The sequence below is a fragment of the Flavisolibacter nicotianae genome (assembly GCF_003628535.1).
Lineage (GTDB): Bacteria > Bacteroidota > Bacteroidia > Chitinophagales > Chitinophagaceae > Flavisolibacter > Flavisolibacter nicotianae.
In genome coordinates, this window is sequence record NZ_RBCI01000002.1 from 271,263 (window position 1) to 287,873 (window position 16,611).

At 51.9% G+C, this 16,611-nt stretch carries 13 protein-coding genes; 8 read left to right on the top strand and 5 right to left on the bottom strand.

The annotated features are described in order from the left end of the window. Nucleotides 1–246 precede the first annotated feature (246 nt). Nucleotides 247–909 carry a hypothetical protein gene (locus D6024_RS06190; RefSeq protein ID WP_121353728.1) on the bottom strand — a complete coding sequence of 221 codons (663 nt, stop codon included), beginning with the start codon at nucleotides 907–909 and terminating at the stop codon, nucleotides 247–249. A gap of 177 nt (nucleotides 910–1,086) precedes the next feature. On the opposite strand from D6024_RS06190, the gene D6024_RS06195 reads away from it, so the two are divergent. Next, nucleotides 1,087–1,596, top strand: coding sequence for a DinB family protein (locus D6024_RS06195; protein ID WP_121353729.1), 510 nt, complete (start codon nucleotides 1,087–1,089; stop codon nucleotides 1,594–1,596). Nucleotides 1,597–1,645: 49 nt separating this feature from the next. Here D6024_RS06195 and D6024_RS06200 read toward each other — a convergent pair whose 3' ends face one another. Continuing rightward, nucleotides 1,646–4,009, bottom strand: coding sequence for a S9 family peptidase (locus D6024_RS06200; protein ID WP_121354132.1), 2,364 nt, complete (start codon nucleotides 4,007–4,009; stop codon nucleotides 1,646–1,648). A 96-nt stretch (nucleotides 4,010–4,105) separates the two neighbouring features. Between D6024_RS06200 and D6024_RS06205 the strand changes: the two genes are divergently transcribed. The 4 genes from D6024_RS06205 to D6024_RS06220 all read left to right on the top strand — a co-directional run bounded on the left by D6024_RS06205 (nucleotide 4,106) and on the right by D6024_RS06220 (nucleotide 7,660). Further along, a complete protein-coding gene (locus tag D6024_RS06205; RefSeq protein ID WP_121353730.1) occupies nucleotides 4,106–5,665 on the top strand; it encodes a M20/M25/M40 family metallo-hydrolase in 1,560 nt (519 codons plus the stop codon). Between the two features lie 120 nt (nucleotides 5,666–5,785). Next, nucleotides 5,786–6,556 carry an SDR family NAD(P)-dependent oxidoreductase gene (locus tag D6024_RS06210; protein ID WP_121353731.1) on the top strand — a complete coding sequence of 257 codons (771 nt, stop codon included), beginning with the start codon at nucleotides 5,786–5,788 and terminating at the stop codon, nucleotides 6,554–6,556. Nucleotides 6,557–6,571: 15 nt separating this feature from the next. Continuing rightward, complete coding sequence (locus D6024_RS06215) at nucleotides 6,572–6,964, top strand: VOC family protein (protein WP_121353732.1); 393 nt, start codon at nucleotides 6,572–6,574, stop codon at nucleotides 6,962–6,964. 213 nt (nucleotides 6,965–7,177) lie between these two features. Next, nucleotides 7,178–7,660 carry an SET domain-containing protein gene (locus D6024_RS06220; protein WP_121353733.1) on the top strand — a complete coding sequence of 161 codons (483 nt, stop codon included), beginning with the start codon at nucleotides 7,178–7,180 and terminating at the stop codon, nucleotides 7,658–7,660. A gap of 253 nt (nucleotides 7,661–7,913) precedes the next feature. Here the strand turns inward: D6024_RS06220 and D6024_RS06225 are convergent, their stop codons facing one another. Together D6024_RS06225 and mutL are read right to left on the bottom strand one after the other, a co-directional pair. Then, complete coding sequence (locus tag D6024_RS06225) at nucleotides 7,914–10,310, bottom strand: hypothetical protein (RefSeq protein ID WP_121353734.1); 2,397 nt, start codon at nucleotides 10,308–10,310, stop codon at nucleotides 7,914–7,916. A 303-nt stretch (nucleotides 10,311–10,613) separates the two neighbouring features. Continuing rightward, entirely contained in the window at nucleotides 10,614–12,446 is a 1,833-nt protein-coding gene (gene mutL, locus D6024_RS06230) for a DNA mismatch repair endonuclease MutL (RefSeq protein WP_121353735.1), read from the bottom strand. A gap of 151 nt (nucleotides 12,447–12,597) precedes the next feature. Here mutL and D6024_RS06235 point away from each other — a divergent pair, with 151 nt between their 5' ends. Further along, nucleotides 12,598–13,200: a hypothetical protein gene (locus D6024_RS06235; RefSeq protein ID WP_121353736.1), complete on the top strand. Its 603-nt coding sequence runs from the start codon at nucleotides 12,598–12,600 to the stop codon at nucleotides 13,198–13,200. A gap of 107 nt (nucleotides 13,201–13,307) precedes the next feature. On the opposite strand, the gene D6024_RS06240 is transcribed toward D6024_RS06235, so the two are convergent. Then, nucleotides 13,308–15,743, bottom strand: coding sequence for a TonB-dependent receptor (locus D6024_RS06240; RefSeq protein ID WP_121353737.1), 2,436 nt, complete (start codon nucleotides 15,741–15,743; stop codon nucleotides 13,308–13,310). Between the two features lie 77 nt (nucleotides 15,744–15,820). On the opposite strand from D6024_RS06240, the gene D6024_RS06245 reads away from it, so the two are divergent. Both D6024_RS06245 and rpiB read left to right on the top strand, forming a co-directional pair. Then, the gene (locus D6024_RS06245; RefSeq protein WP_121353738.1) at nucleotides 15,821–16,003 is read left to right on the top strand and encodes a hypothetical protein; all 183 of its coding nucleotides are present in this window, start codon (nucleotides 15,821–15,823) and stop codon (nucleotides 16,001–16,003) included. 105 nt (nucleotides 16,004–16,108) lie between these two features. Continuing rightward, nucleotides 16,109–16,567: a ribose 5-phosphate isomerase B gene (rpiB, locus tag D6024_RS06250; protein WP_317125261.1), complete on the top strand. Its 459-nt coding sequence runs from the start codon at nucleotides 16,109–16,111 to the stop codon at nucleotides 16,565–16,567. Nucleotides 16,568–16,611 lie beyond the last annotated feature (44 nt).

Below are 16,611 nucleotides of genomic sequence, written 5' to 3' on the forward strand. Positions count from 1 at the left end.
TCGTGTTAATAGAAAGAGAGAGTAGTAAAGAGAACGAAGCTCCGTAGGAGCGGAATAAATTTTATGGTGCCGGCGACAAAATATCTATGAAGCTCCCGTTGCGTCGCACTCTTCAGCGTTCGGAACGCAGCCGGGCAAAAAAGAATTCCATCCCTCGAAGGGATGGAATTCTTCTGCAAACAAACGCATCTTGCATAAGCCGGTCCTGTGCGTAGCAGTCCCTTCTGCTTGAGGAGAGGGTAAGGTTTATTGCTTTGTCGTTCGCATCTCGTCCAGTTTTCTTCTCTCGGCTTCGATGGTTGCCTGCTGGGTTACCTGTGTTTCTTTGTTCTTGCGAAGCTCTTCCTGCAGGCCGGCGATTTTTTTATTCAGGTCCCTTTCTTCTTCCTGCAGGTTCTGGAGTTTTTTCTCTGCCTTCTTCACGGTTTCATCCTGCGTCTGTACATCAAGCGTGTGTTTGTATGTTGCCGTTTCGGAGGTAAAGCCGTTCAAAAATTTTTGGGCGGCCGTGTACACGGCAGGGTCCGTGGCATCGCTCACAAAATTTTCTGCGCCTTTGCTGGTGAGGAGGTACATGACCGACTGGTTGTCGCCCTTGCTGCCGCGGCGGTCGACTTTAAAATAAAGGTCGACCAACTGCAGGTTGTCGCCCTTCAGCGCCACACCTTTGAAGGCGTAAAAGCCATTCACTTTGTTTTGCTTCCAAAACAGCGAGCCTTTGCTCTCCGGCTCAAAGCCAATTTCTTTGAGCTTGGTGAGAATAGTGCCCTCGGCCACCTCCGCGCTGTACGGCAGGTAAAGCATCAGGGCCTGCTGGTTTGCTTTTGCGAATTTAACCGACGTGCTGACGGACTGCGCAGAGGCATGCAGGCCGAAGAAAAACAGTGCAGCAGAAAGGATGGTTTTCATCTATCGTTTTTGCCCTAAATATAATTGCTGTTCTCTTTTTTCGCGACGTATTTAACAAGCGTTATATCGGCGGTAAAAAACCGTCCCGATCACCGCAATAGATGCTGAAAGGCGCCTGTGGACCATTGCATCCGAAATGCGGGACGTCCACTTACCTTTAGCAAATCAATCTTGTGTATGACCAAAGAAACACTTCTCGCCGAACTGGAGCAAACCACCCAAGCTCTTTGCGACCTTCTGCTTTGCTTTACACCGGAGAGCTTTCATCAAAAGCCTTCCGGAAGCGGGTGGTCGGCCGCACAGGTGGCCGATCACCTGGTGAAGGTGTATGCGTCCACAAACGGGGCGCTGCACAGCGAATCCATTCCCACCAACCGTCCACCCGATGAAAAAATTGCGTTGCTGCGACGGGCAATGGAAGACACCGGCACCAAACGGGTAGCACCCGAACGAGTACAGCCGTCCGAACAGGGCGGTGATCCTTCCACGCTTGCCAGCCAACTGCAGGCGCAAGAAGAGGCCTTGCGTAAAGCCATCGCCGTGGCCGATCTAACGGAAGCCTGTACCCAATACCGGCATCCGTCGCTGGGCACGATGACAAAAATGGAATGGGTGGCGTTCAACAACTATCACACGCAACGCCACATCAAACAACTACAGCGCTTTCTTGGAAATGTACTTGCATAAAAAAAGGTGACGGGAGAACGTCACCTTTTTTGCGTTTGGTTCGCGGGCTTTATTTCTTTAGCGTGGTCTCAAACAGTTTAAAGACACGCTTGTATTCATCCGTCCAACTGCTTGGCTCTACAAAGCCGTGGTCTTCCAGCGGGTAAGGGGCCAGTTCCCAGTTGTCCTTGTGCAATTCGATGAGGCGTTGCGTAAGCCGAACGATATCCTGGAAGTGCACATTCACATCCACCATGCCGTGGCACATCAGCAGGTTGCCTTTCAGTCCCTCCGCATAGTAAATTGGCGAGCTGCGTTTGTAGGCGAGACTGTCGTTGTAGGGTTCGTTGAGGATGTTTGACGTGTAGCCATGATTGTAATGTGCCCAGTCGGTTACCGAACGAAGCGCCGCTCCCGAGTGAAACACGTCGGGCTGTGTAAACATGGCCATCAGCGTCATAAAGCCACCGTACGAGCCGCCGTAGATGCCGATGTTTTTCGGGTTGACACCGTGTTTTTCTACAAGGTATTTCACGCCGTCCACCTGGTCGCTCAGGTCTTTTCCGCCCATGTGGCGGTAGATGCCTGTGCGCCAGTCGCGGCCGTAGCCGGCACTGCCGCGGTAGTCGATATCGAGCACCGTGTAGCCATTATCGGCAAGCAGGTTGTTGAACATGTATTCGCGCTGGTAAGTGCTCCACCATTTGTGTACGTTTTGCAAATAACCGGCACCGTGCACGAAAATCACCGCGGGCCTGGACGGGTGCGGATTGGACGGTTTGTAAAGCCTTGCATAAACCTGTGCGCCATCACTGGCAGTAAAAGTGACGATCTCGGGATCCCGCCATGCATAGGATTTGAACTCGTCGGATTGCGCAAGGTTGGTTAGCTGGTGCCATTTCCTTCCCGGCTTTGCTTCCTGCAGGTACAATTCCCAGGGCTTGTTGGAATACGAATACCGGATGGCAAGCCATTTCTCATCCGGCGAAAGTGCAACATCGTTGTTACCGGTTTGCGTGGTCAGCCGTTCCGGTTTACCGCCGCTCACCGGCAGGCGGTAATACTGCATATCGCCGGGGTGCGGCTCGTTGCTGTTGAAATAAAAATAGGTTTTGTCCCTGGAGAGATGCAGGTTCGAGACCTCAAATTTGCCGCTGGTGAGTGGCGTGGTTTCGCCTGTTTCAACATTGGTTTTGTAAATGTGCGAATAGCCGGTCTTCTCACTTTGGTAGGCAAGCATGTTGTTAGTAATCCAGTACAGGGATACCGGAAAATCACCAACACCGGGGCCCGCCACCCAGGCTTCATCACGCTGGCGGTCGATCGTTTTTAATTTGCCAGTGACAGGATCCAGCAGGACAATCCAGCGATCCTTGTTGTCGGTGGAACGAATGTCGACAGCCAGGGCGGTCCCGTCTTCGTTCCATTCCAGGCTGCGAAAGCCAACGGTCCGGGCCAGCGGCTTTTTTTTCGCCGTGTCTTTTGCGGGATAGTCTTTCACATAATCCGGCATGTCGGTAATGCCGGGCAGGTTGTCGGTTTTAACCTGGTAAACGGTGTCTTTTTCACGATCAAAAAGATAAAGCTCCGTGGCACTCAGCGGCGCACCCACTTTTGTGCGTCCGGGGATGTCGGTGGTAAAACCCGTTTCGGTAACATAATTGGGAATGATGCTGTTCTTTGCATTGGCTGCCGGCCGGTTGAGGCGATAGGCAACAAAGCGGCCATTGGCGGAAATTGCCGGGGCGAACAAATTTTTTTCTTCGAGATAAATAGTGCGGAGCTCTTTTGGCTTCAGGCGCTTGTTGATGGCATCCGTTGAGTCTTTCTTTTGCTTTCGCTCACGCACCACTTCCGACATAGCAATTGCTTCCTGCTGCAGCCATTTTTCCTGGGTGTTCTGCACGGGTTCTTTGGGTGCGGTGCCGCGTTGAAAATTAGTGAGCTGTGTTGTCTGTCCTGTGGCGATATCCCAGGCGTAAAGATTTTGTGTCCGGCTGTAAACAAGTTTTGAATCGTTGTCGATCCACTGGGGCGACGATTCGCTTTCGGTGGTGTGGGTGATGCGCCGCTCTTTGTGGGTTTTGGCATCAGCATAAAACAAATCGCCGTCGAGGGTATAGGCATAGGCTGTCTTGTGCTTGTTGTACACGATGCTGTTCAGCGAGGGGATGCGTTGCCGCATTTCGTAGCCCGCTTTTTTAGGCGTTCTGTCGGTAAGGGTGATGTAGTAAACCGAGTCCGATTCGCTGTTCGTGGGGTTCCAGCTAAAGAAAAGAAACCGGCCATCGGCACTCCAGTACGCGTTCGACGGCGATGTGCCGATCCACTTTTGGTCACGCATGATTTTTTCCACCGTGAGCGGTGAAAGACCCTGTGCCGAAAGGCAATGGGTCAACAAAAACAACAGGGCAAGGGAAACAATTTTCTTCATTCGAATGACTGATTGAAATGGTGAGTTGAAATCCCTAAAAATAAAAAGATTCAGGGTTGAAAGTTCTACATTCGGTTTTTTAAATCCTGTTACAGCATGAAACATATTGCGACCGTTTTTCTTTTCTTTCTTTTCGCACCGGCACAACACCTGCTTGCACAAAACAGGGACTCCGTGATGGTGCAGCAGATTGTTCGCGAAGCGACCACCAACTCGCAACTACAGCCCCTGGCGCACCAGTTGCTCGACGGCATTGGTCCGCGGCTGGTGGGCAGTCCCAAAATGAAACAGGCCAACGACTGGGCCGTGTCCACCTATCAAAGCTGGGGTATCCCCGCCCGTAATGAGCAATGGGGCGAATGGCGCGGTTGGGAACGCAGCATCAGCCATATCGATATGGTGGCACCCTGGGTAAAAAGCCTCGAAGGAACGCAACTTGCCTGGAGTCCTTCTACGAAGGGCAAAAGCATTGCGGCCGAAACCATCCTGCTCCCCGAGGTTGCCGACTCGCTGGCTTTTGTGGCCTGGCTGCCGTCGGTAAAGGGAAAATTCGTGCTGATCTCCATGCCGCAGCCGACCGGGAGACCTGACTATAACTGGCAGGAGTTTGCCACCAAGGAATCGTTTGAGAAAATGAAAAAGGAAAGGGCTGATCAAACCGAAGCCTGGCGCAAACGCCTCCAACGCTTTGGCTATACAGGCCGCGGTGCCCTGCCCAAAGCACTGGAAACGGCCGGTGCCGCCGGCATCGTGATGAGCAACTGGAGCAATGGCTTTGGCGTGAACAAGATCTTCAGTGCGTCTACCAAAAAAATACCGACCGTTGACCTGTCACTGGAAGATTACGGCCTGCTCTATCGCCTCACCGAATCCGGACAAAAACCGAAGATCAGCGTGCAGGTCGATTCGAAGGAACTGGGTGTGGTGCCCACCTTCAACACCCTCGCAGAAATCAAAGGAACAGAGAAGCCCGATGAATACGTGATCCTTTCGGCACACTTCGATTCCTGGGATGGCGGTACCGGCGCTACCGACAACGGCACGGGAACACTGACGATGATGGAAGCCATGCGGATTTTGAAAAAAGTCTACCCCAACCCCAAACGCACCATCCTGGTGGGTCACTGGAGCAGCGAAGAACAGGGGCTGAACGGATCGCGGGCTTTTGTGGAAGACCACCCGGACATCGTGCAAAAGGTGCAGGCAGTCTTCAACCAGGACAACGGTACAGGACGGGTGGTTAACCTGTCCGGCCAGGGTTTTTTAAACGCCTACGACTACATCAACCGCTGGTTGTCGCGGGTGCCCGACAGCATCCGCAGCCAGGTTCAAACCTCCTTTCCCGGCGTGCCGGGTGGCGGCGGGTCCGATTTCGCTTCTTTCGTGGCCGTGGGTGCACCGGCCTTTTCGCTGAGTTCTCTCAACTGGTCGTACGGCACATACACCTGGCACACCAACCGCGATACCTACGATAAAATCGTATGGGATGATCTTCGCAGCAATGCCATCCTGACCGCCATTCTTGCTTATATGGCCAGCGAAGATCCGCAAACCACGTCGCGGGAAAAAAGTTTGCTCCCTGTTAATCCGCGCACTGGCGAACGCACAGCATGGCCGAAGCAGGCAAAGGCTACCCGCAAGGGAGGACTGGATTAATGAGTAACGAGTAATGAATAGAGCAATCTCTAATTCACTATTCAACGTTGGGGATTATTTCTATCATACGACAGCTACCCGTGATTGTTCCGGGTAGCTGTTTTAATTTCGGGAACTGTTATGATTCAATTTGATTTTACTGGTAAAACCGTATTGATCACCGGCGGTTCGAGAGGCATCGGAAAGTCCTGTGCGCAGTTGTTTGCAGGTGCAAATGCCAATGTGGTCATCACGTATAAATCGGCAAAAGCCGAAGCGGAAAAGATCGTGCGGGAACTGGGCACACCTGGTCTACACGCTGCCTTTGCGTTAGACGTGGCGCAGCCGTCGATGATTGAATCCGTCTGGCAGAAAATACTTCAGCAATACAACAGTATTGATATCCTGGTAAACAATGCCGGCATCTTCACCGAACACAAAATTCTCGAAACCGATTTCCGGCGCTGGCAGGATGCCTGGCAGCAAACGCTGGCCACCAACCTGGTTGGCGTGAGCAACCTTTGCTTTTTTGCTGCCCGCCACATGAAGGAAAAAGGAGGCGGCAAAATCGTAAACATCTCTTCCCGCGGTGCCTTTCGCGGCGAGCCCGATCACCCGGCATACGGCGCATCAAAAGCCGGACTGAATGCCATGAGCCAATCACTCGCCATTGCGCTGGCACCGCACAATATTAGCGTTGGCGTGATTGCACCGGGCTTTGTCGAAACCGATATGGCCAAAGAATACCTGGAAGGCGAAGAAGGAGAAAGGATCAAACGACAAAGCCCACTAAACCGGGTGGCAAGTCCCGAAGAAGTCGCACGTGCAGTCGCCGTGTTTGCCAGCAACGGCACCGAGTTTATGACGGGTGGGATCATCGATGTCAACGGCGCTTCGTATTTGCGCAGTTGACTGTAACGAGCAACCATGAAAATTTGCCGCATCAAAGAAACCTGTATCTACGTAACCGATCTTGATCGGACAAAAGCGTTTTATGCCGGTAAGCTCGGTCTTCCGGTTATTTCCGTTGTGCCCGATCGTCACATTTTTTTCAGGGCCGGCGAGTCGGTGCTGCTTTGTTTCATCGCGTCCAAAACAGAGCAGGAAGGCGAACTGCCGCCGCACGGGGCAAGAGGTAGCATTCACTTTGCTTTCGAAGTTAGCGGGGAGGACTATCCCGCCGTTTTGCAAAACATAAAACAGGCAGGCATCACCGTTTTACACGAGCATACCTGGAAACAAACCCTGCGTTCGTTTTACTTTCACGACCCCGATGGCAACCTGGTAGAAGTGTTGGAAGAAGGTCTTTGGGATGAATAGCGTTTTCACTCCGATGCCGGATAGCAGGATATGGGGCTATTTTCTGTCAACAATATCTCAATATTCCAATCTCCCAATATCCTGCCATGAAACTGAAACCGGGCTAAATCCTCCGGCCGGCGAAATTTCTTCTGTTATAGCCGCACTTTCTTCTGCCGAAACCTGTTTCTTTGCTGATCGGTAAAACGTTTCACCAGACCCCCTTTAGACTTTATGGCATTACTTGAAAAGCATTTGTTCGTCGACGAATCCACGATACCCGGTGCAGGAAAAGGCCTTTTTACCTCGGTTGCTATCCCCAAAGGAACCCGGATCGTTGAGTACAAGGGCCGGCGAACGACCTGGAAAGACGTGAAGGACGACAGCACCAACTATTACATTTATACCATCACCCGCAACAACGTGATCGATGCTCAGAAAACCCTGTCTGCGCTTGCACGCTATGCCAACGATGCCCGTGGCCTCGTCCGGGTAAAGGGTCTTACCAACAACTGTGTTTATGTAAACGACGATGGACGTGCCTACATTGAGGCGGTTAAAAACATTCCGGCCGGTGCCGAAATTTTTGTGGACTATACCCAGGATTACTGGAAGGTGCTGAAGGAAAATATCCGTGCCGAGAAAGAAGCGGCAAAAAAAGCGCAGAAAAAAGCGCCTGTTAAAAAGAAAGCAACGGCGGGAAAGAAGGCAGCTTAGTGGCAGGCGGGACTTGTCAAACGTCAAATGTGAAACTGTGGACTCTTTAGCCTGCGATGTACTCACGTTTCACCGGTTTATGTTCTGCCCTGCCAGCGGATTGCTATATGATAATTGGTCGCCTGTTTTGAAAATCAAACTTTTTAAAGACGCAGGCATGATCGTGAATCGGTTATTGGATCTTCACTATTGCTAATTGCTTACTGTAAATTACCTGCACGCCATTATCCGAATCATTCGGTTTAAAAAATTATCAGTCGTTCAACGTTGCCTTTTTTCGCGGGTCGCTCTGGCTTGGGGCCTCTTCCAGTTGAACGGGAACCCGTATGGCTTTTAACCCGCTGATCGACTGCAATTCTTCCACCTCCAGTAATTCGATTGTGCCCTGGACCAACGCCTGTGTTTTCAGGTAATCGATGTACTGCATGTATTCCTTGGCTTCGTCGTCGTGCGAATACACGATGGCAATGGTGCCCGGCTGGGTCAGGCGTTCGTTGGTGCCTTTGATCAGGGCTTTGTCAATTCGCTTTTTGAGAATTTCATAGTGCGCATGGTGTACGCCGTCCACATCGAATTTGCGTTCGGCATTGCGGAACCGAATCGAGATGGGCTCGTTGTACACCAACACCAGTTGCGTGGTTTGCAGCGGCAGGTGAAGGCTGGCACTCATGCGGTGCACCTGCCTGGCCGCTTCTGCCAGAAAGGTGAGTTGCCACAGCCGCAAATTTTTCAGGTGCACCGCATGGTATTCCCTGCTTGGAACGATGGACTGGCCGATATAGAGGTTGAAATCCACGCCGTCTGTTACAAACCGCTCGAAGTAATGCGGATACAGCGTTTGCATCGTTTCTTCTTCCTGCTCCAGGAAATGCACGATGCTGTTGTTGATCATGGTCACACTCTCTTCAAACTTCTGGCGGCTTTCGTTCAGCAGGCGAAGCGGGTTGTCGGTCCGGCGGAAATACTCCTCGATCTCCGGGGTAAAATCCGGTGCCACCTTGGCCAGGTACTGAAACAATTCGACCACTTCGGTTCGGAGGAACTGCTGGATAACCTGTTCGTCGGCGGCAAACAGGTAATTGGCAATGCTGCCCGTATAAGCATTGCTGCGGGTCTTTATTTCTTGTATCAGCGGATAGTTGAGTTGGTCCTGTACGCTGGTCAGCAGGTTGTTCACCCACTGGAGTTGCTGCAACAGGTCTTCCTGGATGGCCCGGTTTCGTTCGCCGGACGAATTTTTTATGTCGATGGCACCGTACAACGGGTAGACCTGTTCGAAAACCACCGACTCCATTTTGGCTGCGTCGCCGCTGTGTTGCTGCAGCAGGTAGCGGATGGCCGCGTTGTTGAATTTCCATTCTACCGACGACTGCACGGCCGTGAAATGTTCTTTCACCAGGGCCGTGATCCTGTTCTGCACCTGCTGGCGGTATTGCTGCATGGCTGTTTGCAGGATTTCGCGAACGTGTTCCAGTTGACGAAGCATGGTCTTCTCAATCAGCCTTCCTTTGCTGGTAACAATTTCCAGGCTGCCAATTACCTTTCCATCGTTGTAGAGGGCAGTGAGCAGGGCACTTTGCCACCCGTCGTTTTCGAGTTGCCGGTCCACCAGGTTGCCGTTGCCTTTTTCCCTGCGAACGTCCTGGTCATGCCAGTGGCGGGCCCGCCAAAAATAATTCGGACGTTTTTCCAGCGCCTGGGCCAGGTGTTGCGAAAACGCGATGACGTCGCCGGTATCGCGAATGGTGCGCAGTAAAATGCTCGCAAAATTCACCGTCGGCAATTCCACTTCGTTGTTCGCATCATAAAACGCCGTAAAGCCGATGTCGGCTTCCTCCAGCCGGAGCAGGTAGCGAATCTGCTGCTTTAGTTCGTGGAGCGACTGCGGGTTTTCGAGGCTGTCGCCTTTTTGCAAAATGTTCCGGATGTTGTTGACCGTTTCCCGTTCGGATACTTCGCGGATGCGGGTGATGACAAGGCCTTCGAACAGGAAGCGGTCCAGCGGTAACAAGGTGGCGAGTTCGGGATATTTCACCAGGTCGCGTACATGGTGGCATTCCAACAAAAAATCTTCGGGCAGGGGCGGGATGTCGTGCGAGGTGGAAATGTCGATGAAGCGGGAATCCCATTCCAGTTCGAAATAGTTGTGGATGTTGTGTTCCCGCTCGGGGTAGGCACAAAGGAAAGCCTGTCCGCCGATCAGCTCAATATCGTACCATTTTTTTAAAATGAGTTTGTAGGCAAGATTGACCTTAGCAAAGGCGATGTTTTTTTCCACCTGCGGATCCAGCGGCAGCACGTAGTTGTCGTTGCTATCCAGGTAGGTCTGCCGGAAGAACAACGACGCGTAAATCACTTTGCTTGAGAAGGGCATGGCCACGGCGTTGAGTTCTTTTTCTTTGCTGAAGCCGGCCGGGAAAATCGTGGTCATGGCTTCTTCGATCAGCGACTGGTGTGGCGTCAGCGCGGCATAGTCACTGATAGGCTGCAGCAATTCGGGAACCGCACAAAACTTCCGGTACAGGTCCGCGCAGATACGGGCCGCCACGGTGTCGCTGCCTTCGCTGGCTTCTTTCCATAACCGCAACAGGGGCTGAAAAGAAACACAGCTTCGCAATAGTGAAAGTTGATTGTAGATCGTCCCGGTCATTGGCGGCTAAAAGGTGCTGACATAAATGTAAGATTTTTAATGTGATGCTGCGTGCCGCGGTTGGCAAGGGCATAATGCCTTCACGAAAGCTTTGCGGTGTTTTTTTGCTAAACCATTCTTCAGCAGAGGGATGCATTCTCCGTCCGGAAAGCCTGTAAGGCTTGCCTGTTCGTAACTGCCGAACTCCAAACGTAGAGAAATACGAGGGGGCTGAAAGGCGAAACAGCGGCTGCACAGACAGCTTTGCACAAATGGACAGCGGTTTGCTATTCCATGCGGTCTGTTGCCCACACGAAAACCATTTTACAGGAACATGCGCTCCAGTTGGTTTTTGCTGAACTCGACATAGGTGGGACGTCCCGAGGGTGTGGCATTGGGTTGCCGGCAGGCAAACAGGTCTTCTGTCAATTGGTTCATTTCCTTTTCAGTCAGCACCGTGCCGGGCTTGATGGCTTGCTGCCAAGCCACAGTGCGAAGCAGCATTTCCCGACGCGGCAGTTTCAGTTCGCTGCTGAAGTGCTTGTAATGTTCCAGGATGCTCTCCAGGGCCGCCTTTTCGTTGCCGGCAAGGAGATCGGCCGGTGTACCCTGGATCACAAAGCTGCTTCGTCCAAACGGCTCGATGGTGTAACCCAGCTTTTGCAGGTCGGGCAGGAGTTCTGCCAGTAAAACGACGTCCTGCGGCGCCAGTTCCACCGACACGGGGAACAGGCTGTTTTGCGTGGCCACGGCCCTTCCCAATGTAGCTGCTTCGAAGCGTTCGTAAAGGATGCGTTCGTGCGCTGCCTGCTGGTGAACGAGGTAAAACTTTTCTGCCGTTGGCAACAAAATAAACGTGTTGAAAACCTGCGTGGGAGAACCGGTGGTGAGCGTCGCCTGTTGGTGCGTGGTGAGCTGTGTTGGCTCGGGCATCGCGGTTTCTTCCAATTGCATCAATTGTTTTGTGAGTGACACAAAACCGGAAGATTCGTTCTTCACCGTGGCCCATTCACCACCCACGATCCGGTGTGCCTGGTTGGCCTCGGTAAATGTTTGAAATATGGTGGACGACCGTGTCGCCGACTGTTCTCTTTCGGTAAAGGGCTTTTGCACGGCATCCAGTCCCTGGATGGACGCGTCAAGCTCAAAGTCGAGCGTGGGAGTGATGCTGAACTGCGCCAGCGAATGTTTTACGGCCGCCTGCACAAAAGCATACACGATCTTTTCGTCCTCGAATTTGATTTCCTGCTTGGTCGGGTGCACGTTTACGTCCACCTGCGTTGGGTCGAGGTCGATGAACAACACGTAGGCAGGGAACGAATCGCTGGAGATAAGGTCCTGGTAAGCCTGCATGATGGCATGGTGCAGGTAGGCGCTCCGGATAAAGCGGTTGTTGACAAAAAAGTACTGGTCGCCCCTTGTTTTCTTGGCAGTTTCGGGCTTGCCGATAAAGCCGTGCACATTGAGGTAGTCCGTGTTTTCTTTTACCGAGACCAGTTTAGCGCTGTAGTTGTTTCCCAGCAGTTGTACGATGCGCTGCTTCAGGCTTCCGGCTTCGAGGTGGAAAAGCTGCTGGCCGTTGCTGGTCAGCGAGAAAAAGATGTTGGGGAAGGCCAGCGCCACCCGGATAAATTCATCGATTACGTGGCGCATTTCGGCCGCGTTGCTTTTTAAAAAGTTCCGTCGTGCCGGCACGTTGAAGAAAAGGTTCTTCATGCAAATGCTGGTGCCCACGGGGGCGGCCACGGGTGTTTGCTTTTTTACGAGGCTGTTCTCGATTTCGATGCAGGTGCCCACTTCATCCTGTTCCCGCCGGGTGCGCAGCTCCACCTGTGCCACGGCTGCAATGGAGGCAAGCGCCTCGCCGCGGAATCCCATGGTGCGAATGTGAAAAAGGTCGTCGATGTTCCTGATTTTGGACGTGGCATGCCGCTCAAAGCACATGCGGGCATCGGTCTCGCTCATGCCGGCGCCGTTGTCCACCACCTGGATCAGGGCTTTGCCCGCATCGTTCAGGAACAGTTTGATTTCGGTCGCACCGGCGTCCACCGCGTTTTCCAGGAGTTCTTTCACGGCGCTTGCAGGGCGCTGGATGACCTCGCCGGCAGCGATCTGGTTGGCAATGTTGTCGGGAAGAAGTACAATTCGATCAGCCACAATTATCTCGTCTTATGTTTCAAAAATACAGGTTGGGTGCGGATTTGGAAAGAATAGGGAAGAATCCTTAGTGGCGAAAGGTTTTTCCACAAATGCTTTTGCATTTGCGGACCCATGCCTAATTTGCCCATCCAATCCAATGAAAAAACCAATGAAACACCTGTTCTACGGTGCTGCAGCCTTGCTGCTGTTTTGCACCGCCTGTCAAAAACAATCACTGACAGAAAATTTATCAACACCGGCCAGCGCCAACCCGTTGCCCGGCTCCGTGCAATACACCATACCCAAAGGCGGGCACTACGCCACCAACAACAATTACAAGCCGGTTGACCTGAGCGAACTGCGGTTCACGGTTCGCTTCGACAGTTCCTGCGTGTACCAGACCGCAGATCAGGCCAACCAGTGGGACATTAACAAACTCTATGGCTTTGCCGATAACAACGCCAACCACCAGGAGTTCAGTGCCCGGATTGGCTGGCGCTGGAGCGAAGGCGCCCTGCGCCTGTTTGCCTATACCTACAACAAGGCCGTTCGCGACTCGAAGGAACTCGCGGTTATCCCGGTTGGCCAGGATGTGCATTGCGCCATCAAAGTGGCGAAGGATCGCTATGTTTTTTCGGTGGACGAAAAAAGCGAAACCATGCCGCGGTTAAGCACCACGGCAACCGCACAGGGCTACCAGTTGTATCCCTATTTCGGCGGGGACGAAGTGGCGCCGCACGACGTGCGGATCTGGATCAGGGAGGAGAAGTGAGCACCGTGCTTTCAGCGGAAAGTCAATTATTGGGAATTGCTTTTTTGTTCAGAATCATCTGCTAAATTCGGACACCTGCATAGCGACTGAACAGTCGCTTTTAGCCGTTATTTATTCGTGAGCGGAAGAGTCTTGTAAACCAGGTCTCCGTTTTCCGTAATGCCGGTTATCGTCACCTCGTAATGTCCCGGAATATCGTTGGTGAAAAACGGAAAGGTGAATTGACCCGTTGCCAATTCGTTGCCGTTCCAGTACAAGTCAAAACGCCGGTCAACAAAAGAAGGATTGTTACTGCTTTTTTGGTTGTAACTGACCAATGGGAACAGGGCTGGTTTAGCATACCCTTGCCGGTAGAACTTATACACATTGCCCTCAGTGGTTACGAAGTCCTGGTGAATTTTGCTGGACGAATGAATGTGAATGACACCCGTTCCGCCTCTTAGTCCGTACATACTGGCGTCGGAACCTTTTAGCACTTCGATGAAATCAATTTCTCTTGGGTTCAACGTATTTAAAAACTGAATGACAGGGCTGGAGGCTGCACCTTCTCCGGCGGGCAATGACACCTGGACGCCATCCATGAACACGAGCGGTTCGGAACTGGCTGTTACACCGGCAAAACGGTCAGGGCCATAAAACACAACAAAGCCATTGATGATTTGAACACCCGGCATACGCAACAATCCGATACCGATATTTCCCATGCCCAATTTCACTAACTGTTCAGACGTCAGGACGGACCCTGTTGAAGAAATTCTTCGTGCATCCTCCGCATATGGCTTGCTTTGTGATTGTAAACTGACGGGGGTTAACCACCCGGTTCCTCCCGCAACCAGTGTCGTATCGGCGTGCTGCCGTAAAAATGCTGCTCTTTGTGTCGGCGAAACAATCACCCGTTGTTTTAAGAAAGCCGGTGTTTGAAACGGTGGAAAAGAAGTGGCCTCCAGCTCAATCCTTGGCTTTTCCACTTTGTTTTTTGTGGCATTCACCTGGATCATAAACTGTGTGCTGTCCATGTATGCTGAAAGCGGAAACGAAAACTGGCCGGCAGCATCTGTGGTATCCATTGCAAAAATGCCATTGCCCGCCTTAGACAGAAGGGTAAGGACCTCGTTCGGCACGGGGCTGCCCTGGGCAGTGAGTAACCGTCCGTTGATATCGAAGAAACGCTCCGTAACGGAGGTCGCTGTTTGACCGGGTTCCATTTTTCGATTCTTGTAAAAAGGCCGGCTGCTCAGTAACAGCAAATCAATATCCTCTTCCGATAACGTCGTCAGGTGTGCCAGGTCCCAGTTTGTAATGCCTGTTTCAATCGCTTTCTGAACAAGTGAATTACCCATCAACGCTTCCGGGGCAATCACAGCATCACTGTTGCTGACGGCCACCGTCAATGATGCCGTGACCGGCCGGTTGTCAGTTGTGGAAACAGTTGTTGAAAGAGTGGCCTGAGTTCTCCTGGCGTAGGTGGGTTTATCCAAACTTGCTGCCACATTCAAATTCCCCTCTTTCACATAATAACGCCGCTCACTCAAAAGGTTGAAATTCTGATCAAACAAAAGAAAAGTGGTTATTCCCTTTGGTAAAACAGTCGTTTGTATATCGGTTTCATACGAACCATACCCGATGCTTGCAAAGCATAAACTATCCCTTGCCACACCCAACAGATAGGTCACTGCATCTTTCCGGTAAATCGAGTCTTCCAAAATCGTTCTTAGTTTGAGCGTTTTACCGGAAACACCGGCAACCGATAATTGTCCTGCATAGCGATTGAATGATGGAAGCGGGAAGGTGTACTCCTTTTCTTTGTACGTAAGAACAGCTTTGTATTTCCTGTGGAAGTAAGGAAAAAAATCCGCCTTTGTAAGTCCGAATTTGTTCGCGGTAAACGTTGCAACAACGGTATCGCGGCTGTCTTTGATCGACCCGCTCAAGGGTAAGGGGTTGCCATTTTTGTCGTGTAAATAAAGGCCCAGTGTTGTGTTCAACCCGGTTACAAGCGAGCCTCCTTCCGGGAACATTTCAATGCTCACCTGCTGTTCGCCGGCAGCGCTGTTCAGTGATTTAGTAGCGACACGAACAGGCGCCGGGTTGACCAAGTTGATGATATACACAGGTGCCACAGCGGCGTTTTGCGGCTCACCATTGCTGATGGAACTGGTATAGGCTCTTACCCAATAATTGCCGGTGGGAAGCGCTTCGGGCAAAACCAGTTTGCCATCTGTTTGCTGCCCGCGGGCATTTAAAATCGACCTTGTCCAAACGCTGTCCTTTTCATCTACCAGATCAATCAACAGGGATCCGGACTGCGTGCTTATTTTCTCGGAAAAGGAATGAACCAAAAAAGCCCGGAACCATACCGCTTCGCCAGAGGCATAAATGGTTTTGTTGGTTGTCAGGTACGCTTTTTCGCTCTTGTCGGCCTTTATCTTTTTCAAGAATGTACCGGAAAAGGCATCCAGTGCATCCACGTTACTTTGCTGGCAAAAGGCAGTGCTGCCGTATAGCAGTAAAGGCAACAGGTAAACGTTCAACTTCAGTTTCATATAGCAAATTGTAAAGGATAGCAAAAGAGCATAAGGTAAAGAAAAATCCCTATAGGTTAAAGCAACCAGGCGATTGTTTGAAAACCTCTACCGGGAAGGCAAAGCTTTTCTACCAGGTGCGCTCCGTCGGACTGGAGCCCAGCGACGTTGTGCTTACCGGAGCTGCCGGTCAGCGACCTGCTCTTCGTGATGCCCGTTTCCCTATTTGCCACGGATCCGCCAACCAGTGGGGCATCAACAAGCTTTACGGATTTTTTTGAAGCACCGGGTACGAAGGCCTGAAGGATAAAAAAGCGCCTCCTGCCACTTTGTATCCTGGAGTCGGAGTGGTTCAGCGCATTCCCTACTTTTGCACAAATTTCAAAATGATGGACGCTGTGTTTGATTTTTCGAAACCCGTCGCGATCGGCTCCGACCATGCCGGCTTTGAATACAAAGCAGGAATCGTTGCGTTTCTGCAGGAAAAAGGCCTGGCTGTAAAAGATGTTGGTACGCATTCTTCCGAGTCGACCGACTATCCCGACTATGCCCACCCGGTGGCCGAAGCTGTGGAGAGCGGCGAAGCGGCCGTGGGTATTCTCGTTTGCGGCAGTGCCAACGGTGTGGCTATCACGGCCAACAAACACCAGGGCGTACGGGCCGCCATTTGCTGGCTTCCGGAGATTGCCTCGCTTGCCCGCCAGCACAACAATGCCAACATTATTTGCCTGCCCGCACGGTTTGTATCACCTGCCGATTCAAAAATAATGGTGGCAACTTTCCTGGAAACTGCGTTCGAAGGTGGCCGCCACCAGAACCGGGTAAGTAAAATTGCCTGTATGTAACGCCGTTTTTCTAACCCTAATTAACATCTTACATCCACAACAAA